The 15,016-nt window shown below is 40.7% G+C and carries 11 protein-coding genes; 10 read left to right on the top strand and 1 reads right to left on the bottom strand.

All coding sequences use genetic code 11. The annotated features are described in order from the left end of the window. Positions 1-560 precede the first annotated feature (560 nt). The 9 genes from HYW79_04145 (at position 561) to HYW79_04105 (ending at position 11,583) form a co-directional block, all read left to right on the top strand. A complete protein-coding gene (locus HYW79_04145) occupies positions 561-1,316 on the top strand; it encodes a PD-(D/E)XK nuclease family protein (GenBank protein ID MBI2635695.1) in 756 nt (251 codons plus the stop codon). A gap of 1 nt (position 1,317) precedes the next feature. After that, on the top strand, positions 1,318-1,620 hold the full coding sequence (locus tag HYW79_04140; GenBank protein MBI2635694.1) for a hypothetical protein: 303 nt from the start codon (positions 1,318-1,320) through the stop codon (positions 1,618-1,620). A 164-nt stretch (positions 1,621-1,784) separates the two neighbouring features. After that, positions 1,785-2,297, top strand: a complete 513-nt coding sequence (locus HYW79_04135) for a DNA-3-methyladenine glycosylase (protein ID MBI2635693.1) — start codon at positions 1,785-1,787, stop codon at positions 2,295-2,297. Between the two features lie 112 nt (positions 2,298-2,409). Then, positions 2,410-4,920 carry a hypothetical protein gene (locus HYW79_04130; GenBank protein ID MBI2635692.1) on the top strand — a complete coding sequence of 837 codons (2,511 nt, stop codon included), beginning with the start codon at positions 2,410-2,412 and terminating at the stop codon, positions 4,918-4,920. Positions 4,921-5,126: 206 nt separating this feature from the next. Further along, positions 5,127-6,470, top strand: a complete 1,344-nt coding sequence (gene secD, locus HYW79_04125) for a protein translocase subunit SecD (GenBank protein ID MBI2635691.1) — start codon at positions 5,127-5,129, stop codon at positions 6,468-6,470. A 2-nt stretch (positions 6,471-6,472) separates the two neighbouring features. Continuing rightward, the gene (gene secF, locus HYW79_04120) at positions 6,473-7,390 is read left to right on the top strand and encodes a protein translocase subunit SecF (GenBank protein MBI2635690.1); all 918 of its coding nucleotides are present in this window, start codon (positions 6,473-6,475) and stop codon (positions 7,388-7,390) included. Between the two features lie 83 nt (positions 7,391-7,473). After that, positions 7,474-8,499, top strand: coding sequence for a hypothetical protein (locus HYW79_04115; protein ID MBI2635689.1), 1,026 nt, complete (start codon positions 7,474-7,476; stop codon positions 8,497-8,499). A gap of 122 nt (positions 8,500-8,621) precedes the next feature. Continuing rightward, a complete protein-coding gene (locus HYW79_04110) occupies positions 8,622-9,866 on the top strand; it encodes a hypothetical protein (GenBank protein ID MBI2635688.1) in 1,245 nt (414 codons plus the stop codon). Between the two features lie 67 nt (positions 9,867-9,933). Continuing rightward, entirely contained in the window at positions 9,934-11,583 is a 1,650-nt protein-coding gene (locus HYW79_04105) for a type IV secretion system DNA-binding domain-containing protein (protein MBI2635687.1), read from the top strand. A 72-nt stretch (positions 11,584-11,655) separates the two neighbouring features. On the opposite strand, the gene HYW79_04100 is transcribed toward HYW79_04105, so the two are convergent. Then, positions 11,656-12,276, bottom strand: a complete 621-nt coding sequence (locus tag HYW79_04100) for an elongation factor P (protein ID MBI2635686.1) — start codon at positions 12,274-12,276, stop codon at positions 11,656-11,658. Between the two features lie 160 nt (positions 12,277-12,436). On the opposite strand from HYW79_04100, the gene HYW79_04095 reads away from it, so the two are divergent. Continuing rightward, positions 12,437-14,827, top strand: coding sequence for an adenosylcobalamin-dependent ribonucleoside-diphosphate reductase (locus HYW79_04095; protein ID MBI2635685.1), 2,391 nt, complete (start codon positions 12,437-12,439; stop codon positions 14,825-14,827). Positions 14,828-15,016: the final 189 nt, after the last annotated feature.

Raw genomic sequence — 15,016 nt, 5'->3', positions numbered from 1 at the left:
TAAGTGAGGCAGAAGTTATCCACTCCCATCCGCTTGATAACTTTGACAACCAAGCATAGGGTTGGGGTGCGATAAAAAAGAAAGCACTTTGACAACCCGACTTTTACTCCCAGATGATCCGACGGCAACCTCCCGACGGGCCATCTGGGGAGTAAGAGAACTCTTTTCAGAAGAAAAGTTTGTGGCTAAAAAATCCCTGTGACAGTTTGTGTGATAGAAGAAATATAAAAAATGCCACGGGGCGTGAGGAAAATAAAAGAGCGCTCCATCGGAGAAGCGCTCGGTCCAGGGCCGGTAATCCCGGTATTTCACCCCCTCGGTCTTGTCCGAGGGGCGTGGGAGGCGCAGAGTGCTCGGGCTTCAATCCCTGGCTTATGCCCCGGCTCTCACCCCTACTGTTTATAGTATAGCAAACTGACAGAATTTGTCAATAGCTGAAAAAAGGGCTTAAAATAAGGACAAATTGGCATTATAAAATCCGCGTGGTATTTCGTAAGTTTCAATAAATAACAAAAGTGTCATGGGGGGTTAAGGTGTGTTAAAATAATTACAAAAAATTTATGTCAAAGTTTTATAACCCAAAAAGGCACAGGAATATTTTTGATCCCGCGTCAGAAACGCCGTTTAAGTTAAGCCGTTCTAAAATTGATAACTTTTTAGCGTGCCCAAGATGTTTTTATCTTGATAGGCGCCTTGGTATCGGCCAGCCGCCGGGCTTTCCATTTAATTTGAACAAAGCCGTTGACACTCTTTTAAAAAAGGAATTCGACATCCATCGCGCGGCAGGAAATCCTCATCCGTTAATGAAAACCTATAAGGTAGATGCCATTCCTTTTAAAAACGAAAATATAGAAAAATGGCGCGATGCTTTAAGCGAAGGCATTCAGTACTTCCATAAACCGACGAATTTTATAATAACAGGCGCTATAGACGATATTTGGGTTAATCCAAATGGCGAGCTCATTATTGTTGATTACAAAGCGACGTCAAAAAATTCCGAAGTTAATTTAGATTCGGAATGGCAGAGCGGTTACAAACGGCAAATGGAAATCTATCAGTGGCTGTTTAGGAAAAATGATTTTAAGGTTAATGACACGGGTTATTTTGTTTACTGCAACGGAGATACCGATAAAAAGGCGTTTGATGGAAAATTAGAATTTGATATTAAACTTTTACCGTATAAAGGCAATGACAACTGGGTTGAAAATGCTATTTTAGAAGCGCATAAATGCCTGATTAGTGATGAAATTCCGAAAATGGCCGACGATTGCGACTTTTGCCAATACCGAAAAGCGGTCGGCGAAGTGGAAAAATAAAATGGAGATTAAAATAAACGACAAATACCAATGGACCAAGCATTCAATATATAAAATGCGGCATTATGGTTTGTCTCAACAGAGAGTTAAAAGAATAATTCGGCATCCTCAAAGAACCGAAGAGGCGATTGTGCCAAATATGATAGGCGTGATGCAATTTAATAAAGATCATGAGATTTGGGCTATGTATCAGCTTGCCAAAAGAACGATAAGAGTTATAACCGCTTGGAGGTATCCGGGGAAAAGCTCGAAGCGGAATCCGATTCCTCAAGAAATTTTAGAAGAAATAAAATCAATAATTTAAATCCAAAGCGAATAATTGCAAATAAACTATTTTCCTCGCGCTCTCATCCCGCCAGCGCGGGACTCGCTGTCCGATGAAAGCGTTTTACCCCGCCATGGCGGGGACCATGCTAAAACGCTTTCATAAGCTTCGGAAAATAATTTATTTGCAATTATTAAAAAACAATGATTTTAGGGAAGAAATTTTTTGAAAGACCGACTTTGATTGTGGCGCGCGAGCTTTTGGGAAAATATCTTGTAAGGAGGCGCGGTAAAAAAGTTGAAAGCTTTATGATTACTGAAGTTGAAGCATATAGCGGTTTAAAAGACTTGGCTTCTCACGCTTCTCGTGGCAAAACTAATCGTAACGCCCCGATGTTCGGTAGTGCCGGGCATTGGTATGTTTATTTTACCTACGGAATGCACTGGATGTTAAATGCCGTGACAGGGCCGGAAAATTATCCGGCAGCTGTTTTGATTAGAGGCGTGGAAACTATAAACGGCCCCGGACGGCTTACTAATCGGCTTAAAATAGATAAGAAATTTAGCGGGAAAGATATTTTTTTTAAAACTGGCCTTTGGATTGAAGACAGGGGCGTTAAAATAAAGAAAGGCCAAATTAAAAAAACTCCCCGTATTGGTATTTCTTACGCGGGGCCAATATGGTCTAAAAAGCCTTGGCGGTTTTTACTACAATGATTGACAAGTGTTACCTTTTATGCTTACTAATTAAAGAGCAGGCGATAGCTACCATTGGGGTAGCGGTCTCCTCTTGCGAGTTCATTAAAAAAACTTAAAATGGAGTCCAAAAGTGGCAGATGGTCAACAAAATAAAGATTTAGTGCTCGCGCCAGGTGAATTTGCTTATGTGCTTGAGACATCCAAGGGTACAGTAATAACTTACGTTGGCCCTAATGTTCAGGGCATGGGAGCGAATCAAGTTCCAGTTGTTTGGGATAATAATGGACGCAAATTCACGCATTCTGACTTAACTGCCGCGAAACAGCAATTCGTTAATGTCCCCGAAGGCAGTTATGTTGTTTTAGAGGCGCCGGCATCAGGTCCTAATGTTCATCCGTCCGAAGGATCTAATAACACAAATATGCCGGAGTTGAATTTTGGTCGCAGAATTAATGTTCCCGGTCCTGCTCAATTTGCGCTTTGGCCGCGGCAATTTGCTCGCGTTTTACCAGGTCACCAACTTCGTTCTAACGAATTCTTAGTGGCTCGTGTTTATAACGATGAACAGGCTATAGCGAATTGGGACGCCGCGGTGATGCGGCCTCAAACATTACCTGTTTCAGGTGAAGAGCAGCAAGTTCAACGGCAAGTTATAAGTCGAGGCATTACTCGTCCTGATCATTTAACGGTAGGCCAACTTCTAATTATTAAGGGCACCGATGTTTCTTTCTACATTCCCCCAACCGGGATTGAAGTTATTTCTGATAATAACTCTTACGTTCGTCGCGCTGTTACTCTTGAGCGTCTAGAATTTTGCGTTTTACTTGGCGAAGACGGCAATAAGAGATTTGTCACCGGGCCTGACGTTGTTTTTCCGAAACCTACCGAAACATTTGTTGATGTGGGCGGAGAAGTAAAATTCAAGGCAATTGAACTTACGCCAATTTCTGGTATTTATGTGAAAGTTATTGCTGATTATCAGGATACTGATGGCGACCATAAAGCAGGTGACGAACTTTTCATTACCGGAAAAGATCAGGCAATTTATTATCCACGGCCAGAACATTCTCTGATTGAGTACGATGGACGAAAGATTCACCATGCGATTGCGCTTCCTGAGGGCGAAGGTCGTTATGTTCTTGATCGTATTTCTGGCGATATTAAACTTGTTAACGGTCCAAAAATGCTTCTTTCGGATCCACGGAGTAAAGTCGTTGTTCGCCGAATACTTGGTCAAAATGCTGTAAAGTTAATTTATCCTAACAATGCTCAAGCTCTTAAAATCAACGCAGAGCTTGAAGCAATTAGTAGGGAAATTCCAGCCGGAGAGTATTTTACTAAGGAAGCCGCAGATCGGGTTCTTTTACGCTCGCCCGCTGTTAAAGATACGGTCACAACTTCTAATTTTGCGGCCGAATCATTTCAGCGGGGCACAAGATATACTCCGCCACGCACAATTACGCTTGACACAAAATACGATGGTGCAGTCCGTGTAGATATTTGGACTGGCTACGCCGTTCTTATTACAGATAGTACTGGAAATCGTCGGGTTGTAGTTGGCCCGCAAACGATTCTTTTGGAGTATGATGAGAACTTGGCATCAATGGAACTTTCTACCGGCACACCAAAAGATACTAAGGAAAAAATTTCTACGGTTTATCTTCGAGTTCTTAACAATCGTGTTTCTGATAAGGTCATTGTTGAAACAAGCGACTTGTGTAAAGTTGCTCTCACACTTTCTTATCGGGTCAACTTTGAAGGCGATGATCACGAGCGTTGGTTCGCGGTTGAAAACTATGTAAAGTTTCTAACTGATCACTTGCGTTCGCTTATTCGCAACATTGGCCGTCAGCATGGTGTTGAAAAGTTTTACAGAGATGCTATTAATATCGTACGCGATGCCGTGCTTGGCGTTCAACAAGACGGTCATCGCTCCGGCCGATCTTTTAACGAAAATGGTATGCGGATTTATGATGTTGAAGTTCTTGATGTTAAAGTTGAAAACGCAGAGATTGATCGTATGTTGGTAGGCGCTCAGCATAAGGCTTTTGAAGCAACTCTTAAAGTTGCGGAAGCTGAACGTGAACTTGGAAACACTAAGAGGATTGAGTTAGCTAGGCGCGGCACTATTAAGGAAAGAGCTACAACTATTAAGCTTGAGAAAAAAGTCGAAACTATGGCAGTAGCAGATACTTTGGGGGTTAACATTGCTAAGATTGAGGCAGATGCCGAGAGTCAAAAGGAAAGGAATAAGTCAGATATTGCTAAGCAACAGGCATTAGATAAGATTAGTAAGGCAGAAATTGCTCGCGAAAAGCGAGTTAGAGATGAAGAACTTAGGGTTGCTCGTGTTGTTATTGAGCAAGCGTTAGCTCGTATTAAGGGCGAAACCGACGAATTCGTTCGCCGTACTGTGGCGGTTAGTCCGGAGATGATTGTCGCGCTTCAGGCATTTGGCGATAAGGACTTAGTTGAAAAGGCCGCAAAAGCCATGGCGCCGCTTGCCATTCTCGGCGGTACAAGCATTATTGATGTTCTTAATAAGCTCCTTGAAGGAACACCGCTTAAGGCAGTAGTTGAATCACTTGGCACACGCGATGGAAGTCAACAGCGTGTCACGGAGCGTTCAACACTTAGATAAAATTTTCTAATTAAAATGGCCCGTCGTATTATCGATAGGTCTTTTTTATTTTACAAATTATTAATGGATTCGACTTTGCCCTCCATCAATCCAGAGTATTATCGAAGGATTGACATGAAGACATAAAAACTTTATCATCTTTATGTACTATAAGTTTTATACAAATACAAATGACTTCCGGATATTCTCCAGAAAAATTATTTAAAATGGACATCAGAAACAGAATACGATTTACCGTTCTTTTTATTTTAGTTGTCGCTGTTGCCGCGGCATTTTTTGTTTATCCTGCCGCCCTACCTTTTAAAATTCCACAATTTGTTCAACTTCCGTTTAAACTTGGTTTGGATTTAGCCGGCGGAACCAGATTAGTTTATCTTGCCGATGTTTCGGGAGTATCCGGACAAGAGGTGAGTTCAGCTATGTCCGGCTTAAGAGATGTTATTGAAAGACGGGTTAATCTATATGGCGTTAGCGAACCGGTCATTGAAGTTGAACGCGCGACCAGTGAATGGCGTCTGATTGTTGAACTAGCCGGTATTAAAGATATTTCCCAAGCAATTAAGCTTATAGGCGAAACGCCGTATCTGGAATTTAAAGAACAAAGAGATGATTCGGAAACTCAAAAGATTTTAAATGAACAAAAAGCTGAAAATAAAGAATTTTTATCAGTTGACCCTTATTTTAAACCGACGAATTTAAACGGCAAATATATTGAAGGCGCCAAAATAGAATTTGACCAAACAACTTATCAACCGACGGTAAGCGTTCAATTCGACAGCGAAGGGGCAAAAATATTTGAAGAATTGACCGCTCGCAATGTAAATAAGCAAATAGGAATTTATCTTGACGGATTGCCAATTTCGGCACCGGTTGTCAGAGAAGCTATTGCCGGCGGTTCAGCGGTTATTTCCGGCAAATTTACTCTTGCCGAAGCAAAACAATTGACCGAACGGCTCAATGCCGGCGCCCTGCCGGTACCGATTAAATTAATTTCGCAGGATTCGGTCGGCGCCAGTTTAGGTCAAGACTCTTTGGATAAAAGCGTCAAAGCCGGCCTTCTTGGTTTTCTCGCTGTGGCAATATTTATGATTTTGTATTACCGACTGCCCGGCTTAGTTGCCATAGGAGCGCTTTTGATTTATGCCGTTTTGGTTTTGGCAATATTCAAATTAATACCAGTTACCCTTACCTTAGCGGGCGTTGCCGGTTTTATTCTTTCAATTGGCATGGCGGTTGATGCCAACATTCTTATTTTTGAAAGAATGAAGGAAGAGGTGCGCGCCGGGAAAAATTTAGGCCTAGCCATTGATAGCGGTTTTACCCGTGCATGGCCTTCAATTCGCGACTCTAATATTTCAACATTGATTACAACGGCAGTTTTGTACTACTTTACAACCAGCGTTGTGAAGGGATTCGCGTTAACGCTCGGTATTGGCGTAATTGTAAGTATGTTTTCGGCTATTTTTGTGACGCGTTCACTTTTAAAACTATTCCCGGTAAGTTCGCTTGAAAAATGGCCGCGGTTTATGGGAATTAGAAAACAAGTATAATTATGTTGAATATAGTATCAAAAAAGAAAATTTATTACACAATTTCCGGAGTTTTTATTAGTGCCAGCATTATCGCTGTAATTCTATGGGGATTAGAGTTCGGTATTGATTTTAAAGGCGGTTCAATTCTTGAGATCAACTATCCTGAAAGTAATCGCCCCAAACTGAACCAGTTTTATGACTTATTAAAACCTTTAAAATTAACTGATCTGCGAATTTCACCATTAGGTTCAGACGGAGTCAGTTTTCGTTTTGGCGAAATTGATGAAGAAACACATCAAAAAACAATAAAGCTTCTAACGGAAGAAGCTGAAAAAAACAAAATCATAATGGAAGAAAGCCGTTTTTCCTCCATTGGCCCGACTATCGGGAGCGAACTCCAGAAAAAATCATTAAGAGCGATTGTAATGGTTCTTATTTTGATTTCTCTGTATATCGCGTGGACATTTCGAAAAGTTTCTAAACCGGTAAGCTCTTGGCGCTACGGATTAGCCACTTTAGTTGCGCTTTTTCATGACCTTATAATACCAATCGGGCTATTTGCTTATCTTGGACGTTTTTATGGAATTGAAGTCGGAACTAATTTTATCGTCGCTCTTCTTGTGGTTTTGGGCTTTTCGGTTCATGATACTATTGTGGTCTTTGACCGTATTAGGGAAAATATTAAACGATACGAACACTTAGATTTTCCAACCGTTGTCAATCAAAGCGTCAACGAAACATTGGTGCGCTCCATTAGCACTTCGTTCACCGTTATTTTGACTCTCTTCGCGTTATTCATTTGGGGAGGAGAAACCCTTAAATATTTCGTATTGGCTTTAATAGTCGGTATTTTTTCCGGAACCTACTCTTCCATTTTTATAGCCTCGCCGATACTTGTAACCTGGTATGATTTTTTAAGAAAAAAACGGAGTTTGTAGTTGACAACTTTACAATATTGGCGTATTGTAAGATTATTAATATAATAGAATACAACATGCGCAGCCCAAATTTAAAAAATAGTTTGGATGAAATAATAAAGGTTTTAAATCCCCGTGTGAAAGCGGTAATTGAAAAACGTTTCGGACTTAAATCAGAAGCTTACCAAACTCTCGAGGCTATCGGCCACAATCAAGGCGTTACCAGAGAGCGCATAAGACAAATAGAAGTTCTGGGTTTAAAACAGCTCGCCAATAAAAACGTTCTAGAATCTTTAGCGCCGGCGTTTGATGTTATCGCAAATCATCTTAAAGCATATGGCGGCGTAAGAAGAAAGGATTACCTCTTAAAAGAACTGGTTAATTTGTTTTCTCTCCAAGATAGAAATCGAGAAAATGTTATAAATTTTGTTTTGGCTTTGGGCAAGGGACGTTTTTCGTATTTTAAAGAAACGCCATTATATAATGCCGCTTGGGCGCTCGATGCGCTTAGTTATAATAATGCCATTAACGCATTGGAAGCCTTGAAGAAAAAATTAGATCAAGAAAATACCCCGGTTTCAAGAAATTATCTATTTAAAACCCTAACCTCCTTAAACAAAGACGCGGGCCTAAGACTGGCTAATAATGACAAGATCCTCATGTCTTACCTTGAACTTTCTTCTAAGATTTCTCAAAATCCTTTCGGCCAGTGGGGTCTAATTCACTCGCCGGAAATTTCTCCGAAAGGCGTAAAAGATAAGGCCTATTTGGTTTTTAAAAAAGAAAAGAAGCCGCTTCATTTTAGTGAAGTGGCAAATTTGATTAATAAAGCTGTTTTTTCTGACAAATTGGCCCATCCTCAAACCGTGCACAACGAACTGATTAAGGACCCGCGCTTCGTTTTGGTGGGAAGAGGAACATATGCTTTGTCAGACTGGGGTTATACGCCTGGCACGGTGAATGATGTATTGATTTCACTCTTAAAAAATTATAAAGACGGTTTAATTAAAGAAAAAATAGTCAAAGCAATCCAATCGAAGCGTTTTGTAAAAGAGAATACGATTCTACTCAATCTTCAAAATAAAAAAGTCTTTAAAAAATCGGATGACGGACGCTTTTTCTTAGTTTAAAAATAGGGGTTTCTTAAGAAATGAATCCCGTTAGAAATATATTTACATTTTGCCAATTTCACAGATGTATAGTAATTGTCGTTTTAAAACTATATTTTATAGTATAATAAATTTCTAACGGGATGAATATCCTTTATACAATCCTGGTCATTTTTTTGAGTTTATGGTGGTTATGGCTGCCGGTATTTTTAATCGCAATTTTTATTGAACTTTGGACCCAGTATTTGAAAAGTAGGGCCCTAAAAAAAATTAACTGGCTTTTACTTGAAATAAAAATTCCCAGAGATATTCAAAAAACCCCGAAATCGATGGAGCAGGTTTTTGCCGGCCTTCACGGAGTTCTTACCGGAATAAAATTTTTAGACAAATATTGGAAAGGGAAGGTCCAGGAATGGTTTAGCTTTGAAATCGCAGGCATAGACGGCATGGTTTATTTCTTCATAAGAACTCCGGAACAATTTAGGAATCTCGTTGAAGCGCAAATTCACGCTCAATATCCGGATGCTGAAATCTTGGAGGTTTTAGACTACGCAGGCCCTATGGGCAATAAAGTTCCGTCTAAAACCAACGATATTAGCGGCGCTGAGCTTATTTTAGATAAAGACGATTTTTACCCCATAAGAACTTATTTGTCTTTTGAAGAAAAGGAGGAAGAAAGGCAGGTCGATCCAATGGCGCCTTTTCTTGAAATACTTTCAAAACTTAAATCAGGAGAAAATATTTTTATCCAATATTTAATGAAACCGACCAACGAAAAAAGCTGGAAAGAAAAAGGTGTCGAGGCGATAAATAAGCTTGTCGGGAAAAAAGTTGAAAAAAAGAAAAGTTTGATTACAAAGATTTTCGGCGGGCTTGAGGAATTTATAAGAAATCTTATGATAGCTCCGGCAGTTTATCCAGAATGGGGGGCGGCAAAAAAAGAAGAATCAAAAACAAGTACTGCAAATCTTTCTCCGGGAGAAAAGACGGTTGTTGAAGCAATAGAGAATAAAATGTCAAAGCTGGCCTTTAAAACCGGTATTCGTTTTGCTTACATTGCCAGAAGCGATGTTTTTAATCGCGCCAATATGGCGGCGGTAAATGGCGCTTTTAAACAGTTTAACACTGTCAATTTAAACGCTTTTAAATCAAACGGCGAAGCCGGCACTTCAGCCGGTCAGCCTTTTAAGAAACGGCGCGAGTATTTAAAAAAGAGCGGATTTATGAGCCGTTATATAAAAAGGAAGTGGCCTAAAAAAGATTTTATTTTAAATATTGAAGAACTGGCCACAATTTATCATTATCCGGTGATTGTTGTTGAAGCGCCGACTCTAAGGCGGGTTGATTCTAAAAAAGCCGAACCGCCCGTATCTTTACCAATCGGGTAAATATCGATATCGGAGAATATCAATAGTACTATTGATATCCGATATCGATATAAGTCAAATCATTATTATGAGTAACAGCGAAATAACATTTTTTGCCGAAACAACCTTTCGCAATCAGCGAAGGAAATTTGGTATTAAAACCGACGACAGGCGGCGCCATATGTATATCATCGGCCAAACCGGTACCGGAAAAACCACCCTATTAATGAATATGATGATTTCCGATATTTTAACCGGTCACGGCATTAGTTTTATTGATCCCCACGGCGACATGGCAGAAAGCCTGTTGCGGTATGTTCCTAAAGAAAGAGTCAAAGATGTAATTTATTTCAATCCCGCGGACTTGGAGTATCCCATTGCTTTTAACGCTATTGAAAAAGTTAAACCTGAAGTGCGCCATCTTGTCGCTTCGGGCCTTATGGGAGTTTTTAAAAAAATCTGGCCGGATGTTTGGTCGGCAAGAATGGAATATATATTGAACAACACTATTTTAGCCCTTCTTGAAATTCCGGGCTCAACGCTTTTGGGCGTTAATAGAATGTTTTCCGATAAGATTTTTCGAAAATCGGTGGTTGATCAGCTTACCGACCCGATTATCAAAACATTTTGGACTCAAGAATACGCTCAATACCAGCAGCGCTATGAACAGGAAGCAACGGCCGCAATTCAAAATAAAATCGGCCAATTTAGTTCGGCCACCATCATTAGAAATATTATCGGCCAGCCGCATTCATCTTTTGATTTTAGAAAAGCAATGGATGAAAGAAAAATCATTATAATTAACTTGTCTAAGGGTCGGATCGGCGAGGATAATTCAAAACTTTTAGGCGGCATGCTTATAACTAAAATGCAGCTGGCTGCTATGAGCCGGGTTGACATTTTGGAAGAAGACCGCCAGGACTTTTATCTTTATGTTGACGAATTTCAAAACTTTGTGACCGACGCGTTTGCCGCTATTTTATCGGAAGCTCGCAAATATCATTTAAATCTTATTATTACCAACCAGTATATAGGTCAACTGGTTCATGATCAAAACGTTACGGTCAAAGACGCGGTTTTTGGCAACGTTGGAACATTTGTCGCTTTTAGAACCGGCGCCGAGGATGTGGAATTTTTAGAAGAAAAACAATTTGGGCCGAACATTATTGCGCAAGATCTTTTAAACCTGCCCAATTATAATATTTACTTGCGCCTGATGATTGACGGCGTTCCTTCGCGACCTTTTTCGGCCATCACTCTTGCTCCATCGCCTAAACCGGAAATTTCCTATGTAGATGAAATTATAGAATATTCAAGAAAAATGTATGGAACGCCTATTGCCGATGTTGAAAAACAAATAGGAATAGCATCCGGCGTTAAAATAGCTGATGAAACAGGTTTTTTGCCGGAATTAAAAAAGCCGGAGTTTAAATCTGTCGCGCCAAGGGTGGGAATATCGTCCGACCCTGTTAGACAGGGAACAGTACAGTCTTTTAAAGCATTTTGTGAACTCTGCAAAAAAGGAACGGTGTTGCCCTTTAAGCCGGATGGCAAAAGACCGGTTTATTGCAAAGATTGTTTTATAAAAACGCGTGAAAAAGGAAGAGAGGGAAACAAATCGGTATCTTCTTTCCCTTTAAGAACTATGCCGCCGCTACAGAAAACAAAACGGGAAAGAAAAACCGTTGACACAGAAGGACTAAAAAAAATCTTGGAAGAGACAATACCGAAAACATAGGGGATATAATAGAAAATTAAAATTCGACAACTTAATTTCCGATCGGTTCTTAACATGTTAAATTTTTAATTTTTATTTCCCTTTTTCTACTCTTTCCACGTATTCTCCCGTTTGAGTGTTGATGCGAATTATGTCTCCTTCGCTCACAAACAAGGGGACTACTATTTGAGCGCCGGTTTCTATGGTGACGGTTTTGGTGCCGCCCTGGGCCGTGTTGCCGCGCGTGGCCGGAGGCGCTTCGATAACTTTAAAATCCATTTTAATAGGCAGAGTAATAGTTAAGATTTCTCCTTTGAAATTAAGCGCTTCAACCATTGTATTTGGTTTAAGAAAATGAATTATATCTCCCAGCACGTCAACTTTGATTATAAACCTGTTTTTCTCGTTTTTTTCTTCCGCAAACCAGTATTCGTCTCGATGATTATATAAATATTTTACTTTTCTTTTTTCAACATCGGCTTCTTCAAACATATCGGCCGGTTTGAAATTGCGCGCCAAAACCTGGCCGGTTTTTAAATTTTTAAGCTTGGTTTGAATACTGGAACCGCCGCGCCCTATATGAAGATGGCGCACTTCCAAAACCTGGTAAGGCGCATTTTCGTAAACGATGTATGTTCCATTTTGTAAGTCGTTTATTGATAACATAGTTTCACGCAACACGTAACATGTAACATAAATATTTTTGCGTTTCATGTTGCGTGTTCCATGTTATATGTTTCACGATGATTTGTCCACAGTTTTACGATTTTGACCAAAAATTTCTTTATGCTATACTTTTTTTACTTTTTAGATCTTTTACAGCATAAAAATGGAGGCGAGAATGATACAGCAAAAGAAGGTTACTATTGCGGTTATGCCGGACGACTTGGTTAAGTGTGAATGGACTGAAGATGCTATAAAGCTTATCAACGAACGATATTTGAGGCGAGACAAAGACGGACAAGTTACGGAAACCGTAGAAGGGATGTGTTGGCGAGTCGCTTATTTCATCGCCTCGGCTGATAAGAAATTCGGCCACTCTGAAGAAGAAATCATCGCTTTAGCTAGGGAATTTTATAGTCTTATGGCCGAACGAAAATTCTTCCCTAACGCTCCGACGATTTACAACGCCGGTACCGGTAATGGACTACAATTTTCCGCGTGTTTTGTTCTACCGATTGAAGATTCCATGGATGAAATATACGACGCCATTAAGTGGCAGGCGATAATCCACAAATCTGGCGGTGGAACCGGATTCTCGTTTTCTTCACTGCGTCCGAAAAACGCATTAGTAAAGTCGACTCGCGGCCGTTCTTCCGGCCCGCTTTCTTTCCTTGAAGTATTCAATACTTCTACCGAACATGTTAAGCAGGGCGGTATGCGTCGAGGCGCCAATATGGCGGTTATGAATGTTCACCATCCGGATATTTTGGATTTTATCCGAAGCAAAAGCACTTTGACTGGAAAAAACAAAGCTACTTATGAAGGAATCAAAGAATATCTGTACAGCAGTTATGCATTAGAACTGCTTAGAAAATCCCTTTTAGCGACCCAGATTGCTAACTTTAATATTTCTGTCGCAGCAACCGATGTATTTATGAAGGCAGTCCGTGAAAACACCGAATACGATTTGATTGATCCTCAAGATGGAAAAGTTGTCGGACGACTTAAGGCTAGGGAAGTTTTCGAAATGATTGTGAATATGGCGTGGGAAACTGGCGATCCCGGATTGTGGTTTATTGATCGAACTAACGCCGGACGGGCAAATCCGATTCCGGCTCTTAAGACCATTAATGCCACTAATCCCTGCGGAGAGCAGCCGCTGTTTGATTTTGACGTTTGCAATCTTGGTTCGCTTAATCTCGCAAATTTCGTTTATAAAGAAGGTTCCGGTTATCTAGTCGATTGGGAAAACCTGAAAAAATCGACCGAATTGGCGGTTCACTTTTTAGACAACGTAATTGAGCTAAATCCTTACCCACTACCTCAAATCACTGATTTGGCTCATAAAATTCGGCGCATAGGTCTTGGAGTGATGGGTTGGGCAGATATGCTGGCATATCTTGATGTGCCATATGCGTCTGATGACGCTTGTCGGATGGCGGAAGAAGTTTCTGCTTTTGTCAATAAAATGGGCCATCGCGAATCAAGACGTTTAGCCGTCAAACGAGGACCGTTTCCTCTCTGGGATCAAAGCATTTATAAAGACGAGGAACCTATAAGGAACTGCACGGTTACAACTATTGCTCCGACTGGAGAGATTAGGATTCTTGCTGGATGTTCCGGAGGAGTTGAACCTTATTTCGGATTAACCGAAATCCATCGGTTCGAAGACAGAATTCTTCATCGTATTCAGCCGGGATTTAAGAGATTTATTGAAGTTGCCAAGGAACGGGGTTTTTATTCCCAGACTCTTATGGACGAGGTGAAAAATCGAGGCCATATCGGCGATTTAGATGGAATTCCGGAAGAGGTTAAAAAAGTTTTTGTCACTACTCACGAAATTGCGCCAGAATGGCACGTAAGAATTCAGGCGGCTTTCCAGAAAAACACCGATAATGGAGTTTCTAAAACCATCAATCTTCCGAATTCGGCCACTCCGGCCGATATCGAGAAGGCTTATTGGATGGCTTACGAACTCGGTTGTCTTGGTGTTACCGTTTTTCGCGATGGTTGCAAAGGCGGAGTCTTATCTGTTGGCGTTGGGAAAAAAGACGAAAGTAAAAAATCGCGAGATTTCATCAAATCGCGTCCCAAATTGGTTTTAGGTTCAACAATCAGAATGGATACGCCTGATGGCGCTGCTTTCATCACCATTAATTTTGATTCGGAGGCCGGCTCGAGCGAGCCATTTGAACTTTTTGTCAATGTTGCCAAAGCCGGTACCGATGCCGCAGCCGATGCCGAAGCAATCGGACGTCTGGCTTCGTCATTTTTGCGGCTCGATTCTCCGAAATCGGCCGTGGAGAGGCTAGTTCAGCTTAAGGACCAGCTTAAAGGAATTGGTGGAAGCCGAGTTTCCGGCTTCGGTAAAGACAAAGTTACTTCACTTGCCGACGGCATCAGCAAAGCAATTGATGTTTATCTTGTGCGCTTTGGTTTTGTTTCTGATATTGAGAAATCGGAAGAAAAATCCGTTTTCGATCAAAAACACGAAGAAAGCGTTGGATTTAGCGGTAATCGTTGTCCCAAGTGCAAACAGAATACCATTATTTATCAAGAAGGCTGTACTCGCTGCAGCAGTTGCGACTACAGTACTTGCTAAGAATTAATAAACCCCCACGAAACGGGGGTTTTACATTTACTATGAGATTTTTTATTTTATTGATTAAAGATAATTTATATACTACAATATTTTAATTATGAAAAGTCAAGAAAAGAAAAAAGTTTATCCCGAGCGTAGTCGAAGGGTGTTTATAGCAATGAGTGGCGGCGTTGATTCATCCGTCGCGGC

Source organism: Parcubacteria group bacterium, assembly GCA_016186325.1.
In the GTDB taxonomy this organism is placed as follows: domain Bacteria; phylum Patescibacteriota; class Minisyncoccia; order UBA10092; family UBA10092; genus JACPHB01.
The sequence above is the reverse complement of the archived record's forward strand: the minus strand, read 5'-3'. Positions and strand labels throughout refer to the sequence as shown.

Coding starts and splice junctions, on each gene's coding strand:
- HYW79_04145 (MBI2635695.1), top strand. CDS start 561: ATGTCAAAGTTTTATAACCCAAAAAGGCACAGGAATATTTTTGATCCC.
- HYW79_04140 (MBI2635694.1), top strand. CDS start 1,318: ATGGAGATTAAAATAAACGACAAATACCAATGGACCAAGCATTCAATA.
- HYW79_04135 (MBI2635693.1), top strand. CDS start 1,785: ATGATTTTAGGGAAGAAATTTTTTGAAAGACCGACTTTGATTGTGGCG.
- secD (MBI2635691.1), top strand. CDS start 5,127: ATGGACATCAGAAACAGAATACGATTTACCGTTCTTTTTATTTTAGTT.
- secF (MBI2635690.1), top strand. CDS start 6,473: ATGTTGAATATAGTATCAAAAAAGAAAATTTATTACACAATTTCCGGA.
- HYW79_04110 (MBI2635688.1), top strand. CDS start 8,622: ATGAATATCCTTTATACAATCCTGGTCATTTTTTTGAGTTTATGGTGG.
- HYW79_04105 (MBI2635687.1), top strand. CDS start 9,934: ATGAGTAACAGCGAAATAACATTTTTTGCCGAAACAACCTTTCGCAAT.
- HYW79_04100 (MBI2635686.1), bottom strand. CDS start 12,276: ATGAAACGCAAAAATATTTATGTTACATGTTACGTGTTGCGTGAAACT.
- HYW79_04095 (MBI2635685.1), top strand. CDS start 12,437: ATGCCGGACGACTTGGTTAAGTGTGAATGGACTGAAGATGCTATAAAG.